General features: G+C 42.4%; 13 protein-coding genes. 8 read left to right on the forward strand and 5 right to left on the reverse strand.

All coding sequences use genetic code 11. The features are described 5' to 3' along the window. Positions 1-150 precede the first annotated feature (150 nt). The gene (locus H5123_RS09330; RefSeq protein WP_124017524.1) at positions 151-516 is read left to right on the forward strand and encodes a RidA family protein; all 366 of its coding nucleotides are present in this window, start codon (positions 151-153) and stop codon (positions 514-516) included. A gap of 211 nt (positions 517-727) precedes the next feature. Further along, positions 728-1,819, forward strand: a complete 1,092-nt coding sequence (locus H5123_RS09335) for a branched-chain amino acid aminotransferase (protein WP_124017525.1) — start codon at positions 728-730, stop codon at positions 1,817-1,819. A gap of 55 nt (positions 1,820-1,874) precedes the next feature. Here H5123_RS09335 and H5123_RS09340 read toward each other — a convergent pair whose 3' ends face one another. The 4 genes from H5123_RS09340 to H5123_RS09355 all read right to left on the reverse strand — a co-directional run bounded on the left by H5123_RS09340 (position 1,875) and on the right by H5123_RS09355 (position 10,031). Next, complete coding sequence (locus H5123_RS09340; protein ID WP_182697807.1) at positions 1,875-6,335, reverse strand: EAL domain-containing protein; 4,461 nt, start codon at positions 6,333-6,335, stop codon at positions 1,875-1,877. A 287-nt stretch (positions 6,336-6,622) separates the two neighbouring features. Beyond that, a complete protein-coding gene (locus tag H5123_RS09345; protein WP_124017526.1) occupies positions 6,623-7,525 on the reverse strand; it encodes an acyltransferase in 903 nt (300 codons plus the stop codon). A 6-nt stretch (positions 7,526-7,531) separates the two neighbouring features. Next, positions 7,532-8,428, reverse strand: coding sequence for an acyltransferase (locus H5123_RS09350; protein ID WP_182697785.1), 897 nt, complete (start codon positions 8,426-8,428; stop codon positions 7,532-7,534). 79 nt (positions 8,429-8,507) lie between these two features. Next, positions 8,508-10,031 (reverse strand): YifB family Mg chelatase-like AAA ATPase, encoded by a 1,524-nt coding sequence (locus H5123_RS09355; RefSeq protein ID WP_182697786.1) that lies wholly within the window; start codon positions 10,029-10,031, stop codon positions 8,508-8,510. 367 nt (positions 10,032-10,398) lie between these two features. Between H5123_RS09355 and H5123_RS09360 the strand changes: the two genes are divergently transcribed. Next, complete coding sequence (locus H5123_RS09360) at positions 10,399-11,706, forward strand: hemolysin family protein (RefSeq protein WP_124017529.1); 1,308 nt, start codon at positions 10,399-10,401, stop codon at positions 11,704-11,706. 40 nt (positions 11,707-11,746) lie between these two features. Here the strand turns inward: H5123_RS09360 and ilvY are convergent, their stop codons facing one another. Then, a complete protein-coding gene (ilvY, locus tag H5123_RS09365; protein ID WP_182697787.1) occupies positions 11,747-12,619 on the reverse strand; it encodes an HTH-type transcriptional activator IlvY in 873 nt (290 codons plus the stop codon). Positions 12,620-12,816: 197 nt separating this feature from the next. Between ilvY and ilvC the strand changes: the two genes are divergently transcribed. The 5 genes from ilvC (at position 12,817) to ilvA (ending at position 20,320) form a co-directional block, all read left to right on the forward strand. After that, positions 12,817-14,298, forward strand: a complete 1,482-nt coding sequence (ilvC, locus tag H5123_RS09370; RefSeq protein ID WP_124017531.1) for a ketol-acid reductoisomerase — start codon at positions 12,817-12,819, stop codon at positions 14,296-14,298. Between the two features lie 570 nt (positions 14,299-14,868). Next, the gene (ilvG, locus tag H5123_RS09375; RefSeq protein WP_182697788.1) at positions 14,869-16,554 is read left to right on the forward strand and encodes an acetolactate synthase 2 catalytic subunit; all 1,686 of its coding nucleotides are present in this window, start codon (positions 14,869-14,871) and stop codon (positions 16,552-16,554) included. Further along, positions 16,551-16,808 (forward strand): acetolactate synthase 2 small subunit, encoded by a 258-nt coding sequence (ilvM, locus tag H5123_RS09380; protein WP_123778371.1) that lies wholly within the window; start codon positions 16,551-16,553, stop codon positions 16,806-16,808. Before ilvG ends, ilvM begins: the two co-directional genes overlap by 4 nt. Positions 16,809-16,887: 79 nt before the next feature. Continuing rightward, positions 16,888-18,747, forward strand: a complete 1,860-nt coding sequence (ilvD, locus tag H5123_RS09385; protein ID WP_123778370.1) for a dihydroxy-acid dehydratase — start codon at positions 16,888-16,890, stop codon at positions 18,745-18,747. A gap of 1 nt (position 18,748) precedes the next feature. Then, on the forward strand, positions 18,749-20,320 hold the full coding sequence (ilvA, locus tag H5123_RS09390; RefSeq protein ID WP_182697789.1) for a threonine ammonia-lyase, biosynthetic: 1,572 nt from the start codon (positions 18,749-18,751) through the stop codon (positions 20,318-20,320). The last annotated feature ends 129 nt before the right edge of the window (positions 20,321-20,449 follow it).

Here is a 20,449-nt window from a genome sequence, read left to right on the forward strand (position 1 = left end):
ATGGAATCCCGATTCTAGCAGTGACAAGGCCTATAGGAATAGCCTTTAAAACTAAGTGGCTAAAATATATTCAATAAATCGTACTATATTGTACTTTATCTGAGATCGCGCTATTTTCATCTGCCCTCTATGGTAATAAAAGACTTAGTTATGATAATTACTCGACACGATGTCAGTGAGCGAATGAGCAGTATTGTGATCCATAATGATACTGTTTACCTGTGTGGCCAAGTTGCAAATGATAAGTACGCAGACATTAATACTCAAACGGCGAGCATGCTTGAACAGGTTGATCGTTTACTGGCACAAGCTGGTAGCCGACGCGATCATATTTTATCCGCGACTATTTACCTCAAAGACATGACAGATTACGATGCTATGAACCTAGTATGGGATAGTTGGTTGCCAGTGGGCCATGCTCCTGCAAGAGCATGTGTGCAAGCTGCGATTGCGGAGCCGGAATACTTAGTTGAAATATCAGTGATTGCCGCTGTGGTAAACGAGTTATTGCCTTAAGTCAGTGATTAGCCTTAATGGATTCACTTTGATTAATTAGCGCGCGATGAAAATCAGACATGCACTGACAGTTTGTCTGTTGCAATTTGAATAAATATATTGATGCTTGTTACGTTCAATTGACGTATTTTGATTTAGGATATATGGCTGCGACTTGACATTAATCTCTAGCCTCCATAGTCTGCAAGCTCAGTTTTTAAGGTGGTATGCAATGGACATAAAATATAATTTAAAATCAGCGTCAGAGCGCCGCACAGAACCCTTTAAACCAGAAGGTGATGTTGGTTTTGGTCGACTTCGTACTGATCACATGTTTTTAATGGATTACCGTGATGGTCAATGGTGCGATCCGCGCATAGTGCCTTATGGTCCTTTTGAAATGGCGCCAGGTGCAATGACATTGCATTATGGTCAATCGATTTTTGAAGGTGCAAAAGCATTTATGCATGAAGACGGTGAGATTTATACTTTCCGTTTAAATAAAAATGCTGAGCGTATGAATCGTTCTGCCGATATTGTGTGTATTCCAAATATCGATGAAGCGATGCAAGTAAAGGCGATTAATGCCCTTATTGATGTTGATCGTTTGTGGTTCCCGCAGCAAGATGGTGCCTGTTTATACATTCGACCTTTCATTTTTGCCACTGAAGATCGCTTGTCAGTTAGCCCAAGCCAGCAATACACTTTTTGCGTCATGTTAAGCCCATCTGGTGCTTATTATGCTTCTGGGGTTAATAATGGTATTCGCTTATTAATCACGACTAAGTTTCACCGTGCTGTTTCTGGTGGTACGGGAGCGTCAAAGGCTTCGGGTAACTATGCCGCTTCTTTACGTGCAGGCAAAGCGGCAGCTGAATATGGTGCTGCGCAAGTGCTGTATCTAGATTCAACCAACACTCAAATTGAAGAAGTTGGCGCAATGAATCATTTTCATATTTTAAAAGACGGTACGGTAATTATTCCGACATTTACCGATACGATTTTAAAGTCAATCACCTCGCAATCGATTCTTGAGTTGGGCGATTTACTTGGATGTGAAGTGAGACAAGAAACCGTAATGTTAGATAAGTTTGTTGCTGATATTGAGTCTGGCGAAATTATTGAAGCGGGCGGTTTTGGTACCGCTGCAGTAGTATCACCTGTTAGTTCATATATTTTTGAGGATGGACGCATTATCACAGTCGGTGATGGTAATGTTGGGCCTAATATCAAACGTATCTATAAAGTATTTACTGAGTTACAAAAAGGCCATATTCCTGCACCAGCAGGCTGGGTAAAGCGTATTGAGCGCGTTGCTCCATAGTTTAGCTTATTATGTTCATAAAAATAAAAGCTCCCTTGGGAGCTTTTATTTTATCTTAAAAATGACGAGTGTCAGTTTTGTCGTATGTTAATAAAGTCATGCAGTCATCGGCACTTAAGGGTTTACTGAGTAAGAAGCCTTGAACTTGATCACAACCGCCTTCACGTAAGAAATTTAATTGTGCTTGGGTTTCTACGCCTTCAGCAACAACGTTAAGATCTAAACTGTGGGCTAAAGTAATAATCGCGCTAGTGATGGCGGCATCATCAGGGTCTTCAGTGATATCACGCACAAATTCTTTATCAATTTTCAAGGTATCAATAGGGAAGCGCTTTAAATAGCTTAAGCTAGAGTAACCAGTACCGAAATCATCAACAGCAATAGTTAACCCTAGTGCCTTTAATTGCGCCAATATCGCTACAGAATCTTGAGGATTGCCCATGATCATTGATTCTGTTAATTCGAGCTCTAGGGCGCTTGCTGGTAATCCAGAGACGGCTAATGCGACCTCTATGATAGAAATTATATCGGCTTTTAACTGTCTAGCCGAAAGGTTTACCGCGACAGATATATGCTCAAAACCAAGCGCATGCCATTGTGCCAATTGACTACAGGCTTGGTTAATCGCCCAGTGACCAATCTGGTTAATGATGCCCGTTTCTTCTGCCAGCGGGATAAACTCAACTGGTGAAATAAGCCCTAGCTCTGGACTCTCCCAACGCATTAAGGCTTCAACGCCGATAATCTTTTCAGTTTTAACATCATATTTAGGTTGATAAACCAAATATAATTCGTTGTCTTGAATCGCCTTTTTTAGCCCTGCTTCTAATTGAACATAACGTGTTGCATATTGGTTTAACTGTTCAGTATAGAATTGGAAATTGTTTCGCCCCAATGATTTAGCATGATACATGGCTGTATCGGCGTACTTAATCAACGATGTAGTGTCTTTAGCATCTTCAGGATACAAACTGATACCAATTGACGGTGAGATCGTCAGTACTTTATCGTCTAGTAAGAATGGGGTTTGAAATGCATGTAACACTTTTTCCGCAATAATAGTGGCCGCTTTAGTTTTAGCCACGCCTTCTAAAATAATGGTAAATTCATCTCCGCCCAAACGAGCAACCGTGTCGCCATCTCGTACAGCATTTTGTAGACGATGGGCGACGGCTTTAAGCAGCAAATCACCAATATGGTGGCCCATTGAGTCGTTAATATGTTTAAATCGATCGAGATCTAAAAATAATAATGCCACGATACTATTGGCGCGATGGGCTTTGGTTACTGCTTGATTTAGTCGGTCTTGAAACAGAGTGCGGTTAGGCAGTCCGGTCAGTGGATCAAAGTTAGCCAATACACGTAAATCTTCTTCAGCTTTTTTACGTGCGGTAATATCAGTAAATACTGCAACAAAGTGACTGGTTTCACCTTTATTATCGATGACTTGGTTGATCTCTAACCATGCAAGAATACCGCGTCGATCGCGAGTTCGAATATGAATTTCACCAGCCCAATGTTTGTGTCTTAGTAGCTGGGTTTCAACAGCATTATAAAATTCTCGAGACTGCTTACCCATGGTCAAAAATAAGAAGTGCTTGCCAACAACATCACGGTGTTTAAAGCCAGTTATACGGCTAAACGCAGGGTTGATTGAACGGATTTGGTAATCCAACTCGCCGACGACAACGGCTTCGTTCATACTGAATAATACTTGTGATGACAGTTTAAGTTCATTTTCGGTAATTTTACGACTCGTAATATCTTTATGTGTTCCCGCCATCCGTATGGGAATATTATTATGATCACGTTCAACGATTTGGCCCCGGTCTAGTACCCAAGCCCATTCTCCAGGTTTAGTTTCAACACGGTACTCAGCTTCAAAAAACTCACTGTCGCCATTGAGATGTTCGTTAAGCAGTTGTTGAACCCGAGGCTTATCTTCTGGATCAATATTTTTAATCAATAGTTGATCTGTTAATGATAAATTCATCGGCTCAATCATATTAGTGCGATAAACTTTATCGTCCTTAATATTCCAATCCCACATACCGTCGCCAGAAGCCCAAAGCGCTAATTTGAGACGCTCTTCAGATGCGCGGATACTGCTGTCAAACTCGCGTTGTTTAGCTCGTTTTTTCTTTCTAGTCGAAAAAATCCAAATAATAATAAATAACCCAAATGTGGCATAAAGTGCATAGGCCATCTTGGTCATGTAAATAGGCGGGATGACTGACACATTTACATTTAGTGTATATTGACTGTATCTATTGGTTCCCAGAGCATGGCGAACCATTAAGGTGTACTCACCCGGCGGCAAGTTCGTATAAGTGATGTCATTGCCGTTAGATAACTCATGCCAATCACTATCATAGCCGTCTAAAAAGTAACTAAAACGGTTTAATCCAGGGTAATTAAAATTGAGTGAGCCGATTTCAAAACTGATCAGTTGTTGTTCATAAGGCATGACAATGTGAGGTGCATGGCTTAAGTCGAGAATAGGATGCTGGTCTTCACCTACGGTGTATTTCGTTAGCGCCAGTTTATTCTCCGCTCTCTGAGTGGGAATTGTGCTGGGGTTAAACTGATTAAGCCCTCTAATACCGCCAAACCATAAGGCGCCATTCGCCTCTTTAAATTTGGCAGTACCATTAAACTCGTTAGCTTGTAGACCTTCGAATTTATTATAGGAAATAAAGCTCTGAGTACTTGGAGTAAATCGTGAAATCCCTGAGTTAGTGCTGAGCCACAAATCGTGAGCGTCATCTTCTAAAATGGCATAAACCGTATTGCTACTGTTATCCGCGTTAACGTCCATCCGTTCAAATTTAAATGTACCGTATTCAATCGTTAGCTTGTCTATACCACCATGGGTTGCTACCCAAAAATCACCGTTATCGGCCAGTAAAAAGTCTCTAACACGGTTATCACTAATGCTGTAAGGATTTTCTGGGTCGTGATTTAACAACACTAATTGTTGCGCTTCAGCAGAGAGCCTAACGACACCGCCCATGGTGCCTAGCCATAAATAACCTTGGCTAAAATAGAGCTTAATAATCTGGTATTTATAGGGTGAAAAGTCATCTTGAAAGCCAAAGTTATAAGCCATCATAGTGTGACTATATTCAGAGATGAAATATAACCCCTGTGAACTTGCTATCCATAAACGGCCTTTGTCATCAATGGTTAAACTCCGAAACTTGGTATCGGTACTAAATTGCTCATTTGCAGGTTTTACTTGTTTGAGGGTGTTGTTGTTATCGAGAGTAAACAGTCCTATATTGGTGGCAAACCACAGTAAACCTTGGTTATCTTGCACTATGTCGTGTACTACAAACGATAACTCTTCTGCTGGTATTGCTAATGTTTTAGCAAATAATTCATTAATATAGTGATATTGATGGTCATTAGGAGCTAAATATTTAAGCCCTGCACCATCAGTACCAACCCACAGGCGTTGCTGCTTATCGCGAAAAATAGCCCGGATCATGTTTGCCATACCTGGGGTATCAGTTTGGTAATCGTAGAGATGGCTAAAATATTGATTGGTAAGAGAGAGTTTATCAATTCCTGAATAACCTGTGCCAATCCATAAGGTGCCATTTGGATCAAGCATTAGGTTTTGCAGATTATTAGCACTGATGGTATTGAGGGTTTGCGGATTATACTTGTAATGCCTGCTATGCCATTGTTCATCAAAAAAATCCAGCTGAAAAAGGCCATTGTTATTGCCGATAGCAAAAATCTGATTGGCATTAATCACCACAAAGTCTGCAATATTACGGTTGTATCCGTAACTATTTTCATTTGTCCAAATGAGTTCTTTTTCATGGGTATCAAGATTGTAGCGCCAAATTTGATTATTAATCGCTAACCAAACTGAATAGATTGAGCTCGATTTAATTTGATTTACTGTCATATTGACCGGAATATCAAGTCGAATGATAGTGTTACTGTCGATGGCAAATATGCCATGCGCTTGAGTACCGACAACAATGTACTTATTGTCGATGTTAGCGATACTGGTAATTTCAGGTGCAATGTTATTGCCTAGGCTAACGGAGGTTATTTTTTCTGTTTTTAGCGAGAGAATGTAAAGACCTGAACGTGTGCCGATCCAAAGGGTATCACCGATAACATCAAGTTTGGTCACCTGAAGATCTAGCAAGCCTTGAGCTTTTTTAAACTGAGTAAATTTGCCTGTGGTTAAATTTAACCTATTGAGACCATTATTGAGAGTACCGACCCATAAATCGCCGTCAGGTGACTGCAAAATATCAGTGATAAAATTGCCTGAAATAGAGTTAGTGCTTTTTTGTTGTTTCAAATACAAGCTAAAGTCTACACCATTATAACTGTGCAGACCGTCTTGAGTACCTATCCATAGCATTCCCGCACTGTCCATGAAAAGGCGAGTAATAGAGTTTTGATTTAGGCCATCCTTGGTATCAAAGTGCTCAAATTTTACTTCAGTTAGGCTGTCATAAGGAGCATTTTTTTGCGCTGCAACAGACACTGAGAAACTCAATGTAATGACCAAAATTAGCCAGTGTGTTGCAAGCGTTAAGGCACGAAAATTCAAATTTCACCTATAAACATTTCATTGGAAGGCTGCGAAAAATTTTAATTATGTTAACAATGATATGCTAATTTAAGCTTTGCAGATTCAGTTGTTAACTAATTTTATCAATTGAGTTATCTGAAAACTATTTTATTTCTAAAACTGACAGTTTTACATGCTCAACGCAACAGAAAATCGTCATTTGTCGACTTTCTGACAATTAAACCTATCCAATATCCCTATTACTGTTGGTAAACTTTTATTATGTCATCAATTTGCTGATCTTTATCTAACCAGAGCTGATTTAACCAGCGCTGAAATTCGACACGGTTTTCAGGGCTTGAAAAGTAAATTTCTGAATCCACTTTAGGCACGGGTAGCGTTTCAACACGCATAACCACTTTTTTAGTGCGCCCATGCATGACATTGGCTAATACTTTTTCTGACGTTTCTGGATACACTAAAGTGATATTGAGCAGTCCGGTAAATTGTTCGCCCATTGCTGAAAGTGTAAAAGCGATACCGCTCGCTTTAGGACGTAACAAATGGCGATAAGGTGAGTTTTGACGCAGGCGTTTTTCTTCGGTAAACCGACTCCCTTCGACATAATTAATAATGGATGTCGGCATGTGCTTAAATCGTTCACAAGCTTTGCGGGTTGTTTGTAGATCTTTGCCTTTTAATTTGGGATTTTTTTTCAGCTTGGCAGCACTGGTGCGATCCATAAATGGCATATCGAGTGCCCAGCAACCTAGACCCATAATGGGCACATAGATGAGTTCTTTTTTTAAAAAGAATTTCAACATTGGAATGTGGTTACGCAATAAGTATGTTTGGGCTGCTATATCGAAACCACTCACATGATTACTGATCAATAAATACCAGCCATTAGGGTCAAGTTTATCTAAACCTTCGACGTCCCATTCTATATTTGAGATTAAATATAAAATACCACCATTGCATGTTGCCCACGCCCACATGAATCGGTTCATTATTCGCGTTAACAGACGACGAACGGGCAAGAAAGGCAGTAATAATTTTACCACCCCACCAATGGTCAATAAGGTGCTCCATATTGCGGTATTGATGATCAATAGTGACAGACTAATAATAAACAGTATCGGACCTGGTAGAAAAGACAGCATTCCTTGTTATACCTCTTGCTTTGCTTGCGAAGAAAATTCCTGTAACTGTAAATCTTTTTTAAGCCAAAGCTGATTGAGCTGCTCTTGAAATTCAATTTTAAACTCACGATCTTTTAGGTAATCACCTCGCATCTTCTGAGGAATATCAGTGATTTTGATGTCGACTCTCACCTCTGACAACCCGCCACTGATATATTGCCAATATGTGGGTACCGTATCAGGGTAATATATAGTGACATTAACCAGCTTGTTAATGTGTTCACCCATGGCTGAAAGAGCAAACGCCATACCACCAGCTTTAGGTTTTAAAAGATGTTGAAAAGGTGATGCTTGTTTATCGTGTTTAGCTGCAGTAAAACGCGTACCTTCAACAAAGTTCATTATACTCACAGGCTTAGTTTTAAATTTTTCACATGCTTTACGTGTGATTTCAATGTCTTTCCCTTTCAATTTAGGGTTTTTGCGCAATTGTGATGTGCTATAACGGCGCATAAAAGGAAAGTCTAATGCCCACCAAGCCAAGCCTAGTACGGGCACAAAAATCAGTTCTTGTTTTAGGAAAAACTTTAAAAAGGGGATCTTGCGATTAAATACTCGTTGTAAAATGAGGATGTCGACCCAGGATTGATGGTTAGCAATAACCATATACCACTCTTGTTCCGAAAATGATTGATCACCTGTAACGCGAATACGCATCGGATGAAAAATAGCTTCGATGACGGTATTGACGCTAATCCAAGCAGTGGCGCAATTATCAAGAATATAGCTGCAGATTTTTTGGCAAATACCAATAGGGATCAATTTTACAAAACTAAATGCTAAGATCGGGATGGTCCAAAAAATGGTATTAATGACATAACATAAGAATGCGATTGAACCTTTGATTTTCGAAAGCAGCGACATTTGTATCTCCTATTAAACGGAGTGCTATGTTACTCGTAGTCGCTGTTTTGCTCAATCAATACGATAGGTTAAATTACGCTTATTGCTGATTCAATTTTGCCAGTAATCGGTCCATTGCCCTATAGCCAAGGGCTTGAGCAATATGACTGCGTTCGGTTGTTGGTGATTGCTGTAAGTCGGCAATGGTGCGAGATACACGTTGAATACGATGAAAACTGCGAACCGACAACCCTAAACTCACCACACTTTGCTCCAAAAAAGCCAAATCTGCTTGAGTTATTCCGCCGTCTTGTTTGAGTTGTTTTGGGCTTAATTCACTATTTAATACCCCTGATCGGTTGAGTTGTCGATCGCGTGCTTGTTTAACCCGTTTAGCGATTTCAACGCTGGACTCACTGGGTTGATGTTGTTGGGTTAAGGTGCCAGCTGGCAGTTTGGGTACATCAACGGTTAAATCGAAACGATCTAAAAAAGGTCCTGATAGACGTGATAAGTAACGTTGAATTTGATCAGGGGTAGAACGAGTACGTTCCGTATCGCCACAGGGGCTGGGGTTCATTGCCGCGATGAGTTGAAATCGACTCAAAAAAGTCAGTTTAGCGGCTGCGCGTGATATCTCAACTTGACCAGTTTCTAGTGGCTCTCGCAGGCAATCTAATACTTTTCGAGGGAACTCAGCTATTTCGTCAAGAAATAATATACCACGGTGAGCCAACGATATTTCCCCAGGTTTTGGATGACTGCCACCACCAATAAGCGCAATCGATGATGAGGTATGATGCGGCGAGCGAAAAGGGCGGTTAAGGAAACTTTGTGGTTTAATATGTAATCCGGCGACAGAGTGAATGGCAGCCACTTCAATGGCCTCATCGTAGGTGAGTTTGGGTAATAGTGGGATAATTCGATTAGCTAACATGCTTTTTCCTGTGCCAGGGGGGCCTATCAATAACATGTTATGTCCCCCGGCAGCTGCGATTTCTAATCCTTGTTTGGCTTGATATTGACCAATGACATCGCTCATGCAAAGTGATGATTGCAGTTGCGGCTCTTCTTCAATCCACTCGGGGAGAGTATCGATTAAAGGTAATTGTGCTTGGCCGTGTAGAAATGCCGCTAAGTTTTGTAAGTGGGCGACAAAATAACTGTGATGATAGCCAACGAGCTCTGCCTCATGGCGATTTTCGATAGGCATAAAGAAATGATGCTGATCGTTACGGGCGGCAATAATGGCAGGTAACAAGCCACTGCAAGGGCGAATTTGACCGGAAAGAGCCAGTTCACCGACAAATTCACATTGATGTAATGCTTTGGCTGGGACTTGATTTGATGCTGCGAGAATTCCAACGGCAATAGGCAAATCATAGCGACCGCCTTGCTTAGGTAAATCTGCTGGCGCTAGGTTGACAGTGATCCGTCGTTGCGGGAACTCAAATCCTGCATTAATTAACGCGCTTCTGACCCGCTCTTTAGCTTCTTTAACTGACGTTTCTGGCAATCCCACCAGATTAAATGCTGGTAAACCATTACTTAAATGGACTTCAACTGTGACTCTCGGCGCTTCTACACCGCAACTCGCTCGGGTAAATACACAGGCAATCGCCATTAACAATTCCTTTTGTTTGAATAATATACAAATCAACACGTGATTATAGTCTAGCAGCGATGTGTTTTTTTGCGTGATAAAGCCCAAATAACTCAGATATAATTATGCTGGCACGCTAGTTTAAATCACTGATGTTGAGTAGAATACCGCGGCTTTATAGTACGAGAGGCTTGTTAATCAATAGGCCTTTTGCTGTGAAACGCTATAATCATATTCCATCTGTCGTTATTTCTATTTGTATTGAATCATTAGCGTTATTGATTTTTTATTTAAATCAATCGCTTTGGTTTTACATTTACCCATTTTGTAACAATGATATGTCCATACATTCCTGATATTTTGGCTAGTATTCAGGTAAAGGTAAACTATGAGCCTCTCTGATAATTTAGTCATCATCTTGTGCCTCATCGGCATTAGTTGTTTTTTCTCTATGTCCGAAATTGCCCTTGCGGCGTCGCGTAAAATTCGTCTGCAATTAATGGCTGATGAGGGCGATTTACGTGCAGCCAAAGTGCTGAAACTTCAAGCTCATCCCGGTAGTTTTTTTACCGTTGTCCAAATCGGCCTCAATGCGGTGGCGATCATGGGCGGTATCGTCGGAGAGTCTGCTTTTAGACCTCATTTTGAACAACTATTGTTACCTTTATTAGGCAACGAATGGGGTTTACAACTGAGTTTTGTGTGTTCATTTATCACAGTTACATCCTTATTCATTCTATTTGCTGATTTAATGCCGAAGCGGATTGCCATGGTGATCCCTGAGCAAGTCGCGGTCACTTTTGTGATGCCGATTATTTTGTGTATTAAAGTGTTAAAACCTTTCGTGTGGATTTTTAATGGCTTGGCCAATGCGATTTTTAAATTGTTGCAAGTGCCTACAGCGCGAAACGATCAAGTTACTCATGATGATATTTACGCCATGATGACCGCAGGTACTGAAGCTGGTGTAATGGATAAAGGTGAGCAGCAAATGATGGAGAACGTGTTTGAAATGCAGTCGGTATCGGTAACCTCTGCAATGACGGCGCGTGAAAGTTTAGTGTATTTCTTACTGCAAGATAGTGAAGAAGTCATCAAACAAAAAATTGCTAAGAATCCACATAATAAGTTTATTGTTTGTGATGGCCAACTGGACATGATCAAAGGTTTTGTTGATGCCAAAGAGTTGCTCATTAGGGTGATTAACGGCGAGAACATCACCTTAAAAGGCAGTACCTTAGTGCATAACTGTCTGATCATTCCTGATACGTTGACCTTGTCAGAGTCGATGGAATATTTTAAGAATAATCGTTCTGACTTTGCGGTGGTCATGAACGAGTATGCTTTAGTCGTCGGCATTGTGACCACTAATGACTTACAAAGCGCCGTGATGGGGGCGTGGTCATTACACGAAAGTGAGGAGCAAATAGTGGCTCGTGATGGCAACTCTTGGTTAGTCGATGGTGTGACGCCTATCACTGATGTGATGCGCGCTTTTAATATTGAAGCCTTTCCGCATAATCAAAATTACGAAACCATTGCTGGTTTTATGATGTATATGTTGCGCAAAATTCCTAAACGGACTGATTTTGTCAATTACGCGGGTTACAAGTTTGAGGTAGTCGATATTGATTCATATAAAGTGGACCAATTACTGGTTACTCGTTTAGATATTGAGATGCCACCACTACCTTAAGTATCGTCTATCCGCTTAAGCTTAAGTCGCCTCGGTACGATTAAATGATGTCTAAGAACGCACTAATGATTGGATCATTGGTGCGTTTTTCTTTGCAGCAACAGCCTAATTCAAAAGGAGGAATCGGCACCGGTGACAATAAGGTTTGGATACGCTCTCGCACCGGACTATTGTGGATCACCGCTTCTGGACTAATACCAACACCACAACCGAGTGCGACCATAGAGACAATTGCTTCCTGACCGGATACTTGAGCATAAATATTGGGTTTAATCCCCATCTGCTTAAACCATAAATCGATTCTTTTTCTGCCGGGACCATGGTCCGGTACGATATAAGGTAATTTAGCCCAGTCAATTTTTGCTTGATTGACCCATTGCTGAACTTGGCATTGTATTGTGGGTGCAATGACAGAAATCGGTACTTTATCAATCGGGGTAAAATGCAAACTACTGGGGAGCACCTCTGGCAATGCAATAATGGCAATATCAGCACGATTCTTTTGAATTTGGCCGACTGCATTTGCCGGATCTCCGGTGTTGAGATTGATGTCTACATGGGGATGTTCACGTCTAAAGCGATCTAACAGTGCCGGTAAATGGCTGTAAGCAGCGGTCACCGAACAATACAGATTAAGATTACCGCGTAACACCTGCTGATTGGGATCAATCCGACTGCGTAGTTGGGTCCATTGCGCTAAAGTTTGCTCCGCAAAAGCTTTAAATTCAATGCCTGCATGGGTAATAGTGACACTGCGATTGTCACGCTCGAACAATTTACTGCCTACTTCTTCTTCTAAACGCTGTAAAGCACGGCTTAACGTCGAGGGACTGACATGAGATTGCTCTGCAGTTTTGGCAAAATGCAGGCTATCACACAAGTGTAAATACAATTTAAGTGAGCGAATATCCATAACAGTACCTTAAAGCACAAATTCAGTTGAGTATGAGGTTCATCAGTCCATGTTGCATTAATTGCAACGTGACGTCCCGAATATATCATTTTAAGCAATCATATGCATGCGCTATAGTGATTTCAATCACAACGCTTAAGGTCGCTGACTTATAAGATGTTGAGTCCCAAATTATTAAATTTTAAAGGTGGTATCAGATGGCTAACTATTTTAACTCTCTGAATTTACGTCAACAATTAGCTCAACTAGCACAATGCCGCTTTATGGACCGTACTGAATTCAGTGATGGTTGCCAATATATTAAAGATTGGAATATCGTTATTTTAGGTTGTGGCGCACAAGGCCTTAACCAAGGTTTAAACATGCGAGACTCAGGGCTGAACATTTCTTTTGCCTTGCGTCCGCAAGCGATCGCTGAAAAGCGTGCCTCATGGCAAAAAGCGACCGATAATGGTTTTAAAGTCGGCACCTTTGAAGAGCTTATTCCTGCAGCTGATTTAGTGTTAAACCTAACACCAGACAAGCAACATACCAATGTTGTTAATGCGGTTATGCCATTAATGAAACAAGGTTCTACGCTATCTTATTCACATGGTTTCAATATTGTTGAAGAAGGCATGCAAGTTCGTCCAGACATTACTGTTGTTATGGTTGCACCTAAGTGTCCAGCGACAGAAGTTCGTGAAGAATATAAGCGTGGTTTTGGCGTACCGACCTTGATTGCTGTACATCCAGAAAACGATCCTAATGGTGACGGTGTAGCCATTGCTAAGGCTTATGCTAGTGCAACAGGTGGCGACCGTGCCGGTGTATTAATGTCCTCGTTTGTGGCTGAAGTTAAGTCAGACTTAATGGGCGAGCAGACCATTTTATGTGGCATGTTACAAACGGGTGCCATTTTAGGCTACGAGAAAATGGTCGCTGACGGTGTTGAACCTGGTTATGCCGGCAAGTTAATTCAACAAGGTTGGGAAACGGTTACCGAAGCACTTAAGCACGGCGGCATTACCAACATGATGGACCGCTTATCTAACCCAGCAAAAATCAAAGCATTTGATATGGCTGAAGAGTTAAAAGTTATCCTTAAGCCATTATTCGAAAAACACATGGATGACATTATTAGCGGTGAGTTTTCTCGCACTATGATGGCAGACTGGGCAAATGATGACGCTAACTTGCTGCGTTGGAGAGCGGAAACTAACGAAACCGCATTTGAAAATGCGCCAGTGTCATCTGAACATATTGATGAGCAAACCTACTTCGATAAAGGTATTTTCTTAGTGGCGATGATCAAAGCCGGTGTTGAGCTGGCATTTGATACCATGGTTGCCGCAGGGATTGTTGAAGAGTCTGCTTACTATGAGTCGTTACATGAAACCCCTTTGATTGCGAATACTATTGCACGTAAGCGTTTATACGAAATGAACGTAGTGATTTCGGATACGGCAGAATACGGTTGTTACTTGTTCAACCATGCTGCCGTGCCAATGTTACGTGATTATGTGAATGCCATGCCAGCGGCATATTTAGGTGCAGGGCTGGATGTTTCATCAAATGGTGTTGATAACAAACGTTTGATTGAAGTGAATGAGCAAATTCGTCATACCGACGTTGAATTCATTGGCGCAGAATTACGCGGTTACATGACCGACATGAAAGGCATTGTGGAAGCGAACTAAGCACTAATTACCAAGTGTTTAATTGAACTGATGTTGTACCTGTTCAGAGTTTTGGCTGGAAATACAGCTCCGTTGTCGGACAGGCATCAATCGAAACGCCTTTATCCTCCTGATTGAGGCGTGGGGAAAACAAATAGTTAGAGTGAGTTCAACTTGATTATGTCGTTGAACTCATAGGTTAAGTTTTTGTTGTTGTTTGCATTGTCTCGGCAGGGAAGCTGAATTTTTTTTATAAAGACAATTTATTAGTTGTGCTAAGTAAATCTTTTATGGTACTTGTTAGTAATACCGTAACGTTATTTGAACATAACTAAACAAATTATTTACTAGAAACTTAGGATACAGTCTAAAACATGTTAAACCATGCAGCCATGCTCATTCTCGTAATTATTACCGTAGTGATTATTAAGTCACAGCGGGGGTGGCGTTTGGCAACTAGACTGACCTAAGAGTCAAACAGATTGCAAAAACCCCCGCTCCGAAAGGACCGGGGGTTTTTTAGTTTTAGGCTTAAAGAAAAACAACCACACAGTAGAGCAGCAGAACCATTGACGAAGTAGAGAGCAACATATGGAAGCAGGACAGAAAATGCGCGGCGCGGATGCAGTAATCAAAGTACTAGCAGCACATGGTGTGACAACCGTATTTGGTTATCCTGGCGGAGCGATTATGCCAATCTACGATGCCCTTTATGGCGGTCCGGTAGAACACTTGCTTAGTCGTCACGAACAAGGTGCTGCGTTTGCTGCTGTAGGGTATGCCCGCGCCAGTGGTAAAACCGGAGTGTGCTTTGCCACCTCAGGTCCAGGGGCTACGAATCTCATCACTTCACTTGCCGATGCTTTACTTGATTCAGTGCCATTAGTTGCCATAACCGGTCAAGTGTCTACTAGTGTTATTGGTACCGATGCATTTCAAGAAATCGATGTATTAGGTATGTCGTTATCATGTACCAAACATAGCTTTATGGTCACCGACATCAACGAGTTAATCCCAACGTTATATCGCGCATTCGAAATCGCTGCAGAAGGACGTCCTGGTCCTGTATTAGTTGATATCCCAAAAGACATCCAACTTGCGGCATTAGAATACAGAACACCGCTTCAAAGCGTTGCTGATGAGTTACAACCTCAGATAAGCGATTTAGATGCAGCTGCAGTGTTAATTAAGCAGGCTAAAAAACCTATGTTATACGTTGGCGGTGGTGTGGGGATGGCGGGTGCTGTTGCGCACTTACGTCAGTTCATCGACACCACGGGCATCCCATCGGTAGCGACGTTAAAAGGTTTGGGCAGTATTGCACATGGGACTAAAGGTTATTTAGGCATGTTGGGTATGCATGGTGGTAAAGGTGCCAACCTTGCAGTGCAAGAATGCGATTTATTGATGGTTGTCGGTGCACGTTTTGATGACAGGGTTACTGGCCGCCTTGCCAGTTTCGCTTGTAATGCCAAAGTATTGCATTTAGACATCGATGCCGCCGAAATTGGCAAGTTACGCCAAGCGGATGTCGCCATTGCCGCCGAGTTGAGCATAGTGTTGCCAGCATTAACTGCGGCGGTAGCAGATAAGCTTGATATTGGTCAGTGGCAAGCAGATGTTGAGGAGTTGTCTCGAAAGCATCAATGGGATTATCACCATCCAGGTGATTTAATTTATGCGCCAGCGATGTTACGACGTTTAGCCAATAAATTACCGGAAGACAGCGTAGTTGCTTGCGATGTCGGCCAGCATCAAATGTGGGTTGCACAGCACATGTGGTTCCGCCGCCCTGAAGATCATTTAACCAGCGCAGGGTTAGGCACTATGGGCTTTGGTTTACCTGCCGCCATTGGTGCCCAAGTCGCACGCCCCGATGCGACTGTGGTTACTGTCTCTGGTGATGGCTCGTTTATGATGAATGTCCAAGAGTTAACCACCATTAAACGCCGTAAATTACCGGTGAAAATCTTACTGATTGATAACCAAAAACTGGGTATGGTTAAGCAATGGCAACAGCTATTTTTTGAAGAACGTTACAGTGAAACAGACTTATCTGATAACCCTAACTTTGTCCTTATGGCGTCGGCATTTGATATCCCTGGCAGAACCATTACGCGTGCGGATCAAGTCGAGCAAGGATTGGATGATATGTTAAACAGTAGCGGTCCTTACATGCTGCATGTATCGATTGATGATATTTTTAACGTATGGCCTTTAGTACCGCCAGGTGCGAGTAATAGTGACATGATGGACCAAATGGAGAAGCAAACATGATGCATGCATTAGAAATAACCGTTCAGCAACGCCCCGAGGTACTTGAACGCGTGCTTCGTGTGACTCGCCATCGTGGATTTAAAGTCACTCAAATGCAGGTGCGCATCAACGACGACACCAGTATGGCGGTCGACTTATGGGTTGAGGCCGAACGCGCCATTGAATTGTTAAGTACCCAGTTAGATAAACTCATTGATGTGATGCATTGTAAAGTTTTGCCAGCAGTGTCACTGGATCAAGCAGCAAACAGTTAAGCTTTTTTATCACTCATTATTAGAACGTTATCCGTGATCAAATCGGTAACGCGCTCCACATTAAACAAGGATATTTGCAATGCCAAAATTACGTTCAGCAACCAGTACCGAAGGCCGCAACATGGCAGGCGCCCGCGCACTATGGCGTGCAACTGGCGTAAAAGAAAATGATTTTGGTAAGCCCATTATTGCCATTGCCAATTCGTTCACCCAGTTTGTACCGGGTCATGTACATTTAAAGAATATGGGCTCATTGGTTGCCGGCGCGATTGAAGAGGCGGGCGGTATTGCCAAAGAGTTCAATACTATTGCCGTCGATGATGGTATCGCCATGGGCCATGGCGGCATGTTGTACAGCTTGCCGTCACGCGAGTTAATTGCAGATAGTGTTGAATATATGGTCAACGCTCATTGTGCCGATGCATTAGTGTGCATTTCTAACTGCGATAAAATTACCCCAGGCATGTTAATGGCAGCGCTGCGATTAAATATCCCAGTGGTATTTGTGTCTGGTGGCCCAATGGAAGCAGGTAAAACCAAGTTATCTGATCAAATTATTAAACTTGATTTAGTCGATGCCATGATTGCCGGTGCAGATTCTAATGTCAGTGATGAAGACAGCAAGCAAATTGAACGCAGTGCTTGCCCTACATGTGGCTCGTGCTCGGGTATGTTTACTGCTAATTCAATGAACTGTTTAACCGAAGCCTTAGGTTTGTCTTTACCGGGTAATGGTTCAATGCTTGCAACTCATGAAGACCGTCGTGAATTATTTTTAGAAGCAGGTCGCCGGGTGATGATGCTTGCTGAACGTTATTACAAGCATGACGATGAAACTGCCTTGCCACGTAATATTGCGTCATTTAAATCATTTGAAAATGCCATGGTACTCGATGTTGCCATGGGAGGTTCATCTAATACTGTGTTGCATTTAGTCGCCGCAGCGCAAGAGGCGGAAATTGACTTTACCATGGCGGACATTGATCGCATATCGCGCTTAGTGCCTCATCTATGTAAGGTTGCACCATCAACGCCTAAATATCATATGGAAGATGTTCACCGTGCTGGTGGGGTAATGGGGATTTTAGGCGAGTTAGATAGAGCAGGTTTAATCCATAACGATGTACCGCATGTGGCCGCAGACAATGGTGGTGATTTAAAATCAGTCTTAGCTAAGTACGACATTAAACAAACTAACGATCCAGATGTAATCCGCTTTTTTAGTGCCGGCCCTGCTGGTATTCCCACCACGAAAGCATTCAGCCAAAATTGTCGTTGGGACAGTGTTGATGATGATCGTGAAAATGGCTGTATTCGTTCGCGTGAGTTTGCCTTTAGCCAAGAAGGGGGCTTAGCCGTATTGTCAGGTAATGTGGCCGTTGATGGTTGTATAGTGAAAACCGCAGGGGTAGACGAGTCTAACTTAACCTTTGTTGGTAGCGCTCGAGTGTATGAAAGCCAAGACGATGCGGTAGCCGGTATTCTCGGTGGCGAAGTCGTTGAAGGTGATGTAGTGGTTATTCGCTACGAAGGCCCTAAAGGTGGCCCAGGTATGCAAGAAATGCTCTATCCAACAACCTACTTAAAATCACGTGGTTTAGGCACTAAATGTGCGTTAATTACCGATGGGCGTTTTTCCGGTGGTACTTCAGGTTTATCGATTGGTCATGTGTCACCAGAAGCGGCGTCAGGTGGCACCATTGCACTTATCGAGAACGGCGATCAAATTGCCATCGACATTCCCAAGCGTAGCATTCAACTTAATGTCAGCGATAAAGAGCTTGCTCAGCGTCGCACTGCGATGGATGCCAAAGGTCCGCTAGGTTGGAAGCCGGTTGCTCGTGAACGTTATGTGTCATTAGCGCTTAAGGCGTATGCATTATTGGCCACCAGTGCTGATAAAGGTGCCGTTCGCGATCGCGCTAAGCTGGAGGGGTAATATGTTGGCTTTGGCGTCTCAAACTCAATTAGATTTAGCGCATTATTATTTACAGAAAATTTTGCTGTCGTCTGTTTATGATGTGGCTAAAGTGACGCCATTGTCGAGCATGAATAAATTGTCTGCTCGCTTTGGTTGTCAGGTGTATTTAAAGCGTGAAGATATGCAGCCAGTGCATTCGTTTAAAATACGTGGTGCCTACAACCGTATCGCAGCGTTAACTCAAGATGAGTGTGATAGAGGTGTGGTGTGCGCATCAGCGGGCAATCACGCTCAAGGGGTAGCGATGTCTGCTGCCAGTCGCGGTATTGATGCCGTAATTGTAATGCCTAGTACCACGCCAGATATTAAGATTGATGCAGTGAAACGCTTAGGTGGCAATGTGGTCCTTCATGGGCAGGCGTTTGATCAAGCCAATGACTATGCCAAAAACCTCTCGGCAACAGAAGGACGGGTGTATATCGCCCCATTTGATGACGAAGCGGTTATTGCCGGACAAGGCACTATTGCTCAAGAAATGGTACAACAACAACGCGATATTGAAATCGTGTTTGTGCCTGTTGGCGGTGGTGGTTTAATTGCCGGTATTGCGGCCTATTACAAAGCTGTGATGCCGCAAGTTAAGATCATTGGGGTTGAACCCGAAGACGCTGCTTGCTTAAAGGCGGCACTCGAAGCTGATGAACCAGTAACTTTGGCTCAAGTGGGGTTGTTTGCTGACGGCGTAGCGGTTAAGCGGATTGGTACTGAGCCATTTCGCTTAGCGCGTGAATACGTTGATGAAGTGGTTACCGTTACTTCTGATGAAATTTGCGCCGCGGTTAAAGATATTTTTGAGGATACTCGCGCGATAGCAGAACCCGCTGGAGCCTTGTCGGTAGCAGGGCTTAAAAAGTACATGGCGCAACAGGGTGACTCTATCGATGCCCCCAAAAAAGTAGCGGCTATTCTCAGTGGTGCTAACGTCAATTTTCATAGTTTACGTTATGTGTCTGAACGTTGTGAATTAGCTGAGCAAAAAGAGGCGGTGTTAGCGGTTAAAATACCTGAAAAACCAGGCAGTTTTTTACGTTTTTGTGAGTTACTTGATAAACGAGTGATGACCGAGTTTAATTACCGTTTTAGCAGTCGTGATATTGCAGTGGTATTTGCGGGTATTCGTCTCACTGGCGGCCAAGCAGAACTCAGTGAGATCATTGCTAAGTTAGAGTCTGAAGGCTTTGAAGTTCAAGACTTATCCCAAGATGAAACCGCTAAATTACACGTGCGTTATATGGTCGGTGGTCACCCACTTGAGCCATTAGAAGAGCGCTTATTTAGCTTTGAGTTTCCTGAGCATCCCGGGGCATTGCTGAAGTTTTTAACCACTTTACAGAGCAAATGGAATATCAGTTTATTTCATTACCGTAATCATGGTGCAGCCTTTGGTAGGGTGTTAACCGGTTTTGAAGTACCGGCTAAAGATGACGTCGCGTTTGCGCAATTTTTAATGGAGCTCGGTTTCGTTTATCAAGAAGAAACCCACAGTCCGGCTTATCAGTTATTTTTAAATAGTGCGAAAGCAAAATCATAATTCATTTTTAACTGACCTGAAATCGGGATAAGAGATGAAGATATGATATTAAAGATCATAGGCTTAGACGTTTATCACTATCAAACTTGTCATTTGTTTTACTAACAAGGCGAATTGCGCGTTAATAGC

It is taken from the genome of Shewanella sp. SR43-4, assembly GCF_014163845.1.
GTDB lineage: Bacteria > Pseudomonadota > Gammaproteobacteria > Enterobacterales > Shewanellaceae > Shewanella > Shewanella vesiculosa.

Excerpts from the sequence above, each read along its gene's own strand:
- H5123_RS09330 (WP_124017524.1), top strand. The coding sequence starts at position 151 with ATGATAATTACTCGACACGATGTCAGTGAGCGAATGAGCAGTATTGTG.
- H5123_RS09335 (WP_124017525.1), top strand. The coding sequence starts at position 728 with ATGGACATAAAATATAATTTAAAATCAGCGTCAGAGCGCCGCACAGAA.
- H5123_RS09345 (WP_124017526.1), bottom strand. The coding sequence starts at position 7,525 with ATGCTGTCTTTTCTACCAGGTCCGATACTGTTTATTATTAGTCTGTCA.
- H5123_RS09350 (WP_182697785.1), bottom strand. The coding sequence starts at position 8,428 with ATGTCGCTGCTTTCGAAAATCAAAGGTTCAATCGCATTCTTATGTTAT.
- H5123_RS09355 (WP_182697786.1), bottom strand. The coding sequence starts at position 10,031 with ATGGCGATTGCCTGTGTATTTACCCGAGCGAGTTGCGGTGTAGAAGCG.
- H5123_RS09360 (WP_124017529.1), top strand. The coding sequence starts at position 10,399 with ATGAGCCTCTCTGATAATTTAGTCATCATCTTGTGCCTCATCGGCATT.
- ilvY (WP_182697787.1), bottom strand. The coding sequence starts at position 12,619 with ATGGATATTCGCTCACTTAAATTGTATTTACACTTGTGTGATAGCCTG.
- ilvC (WP_124017531.1), top strand. The coding sequence starts at position 12,817 with ATGGCTAACTATTTTAACTCTCTGAATTTACGTCAACAATTAGCTCAA.
- ilvG (WP_182697788.1), top strand. The coding sequence starts at position 14,869 with ATGGAAGCAGGACAGAAAATGCGCGGCGCGGATGCAGTAATCAAAGTA.
- ilvM (WP_123778371.1), top strand. The coding sequence starts at position 16,551 with ATGATGCATGCATTAGAAATAACCGTTCAGCAACGCCCCGAGGTACTT.
- ilvD (WP_123778370.1), top strand. The coding sequence starts at position 16,888 with ATGCCAAAATTACGTTCAGCAACCAGTACCGAAGGCCGCAACATGGCA.
- ilvA (WP_182697789.1), top strand. The coding sequence starts at position 18,749 with ATGTTGGCTTTGGCGTCTCAAACTCAATTAGATTTAGCGCATTATTAT.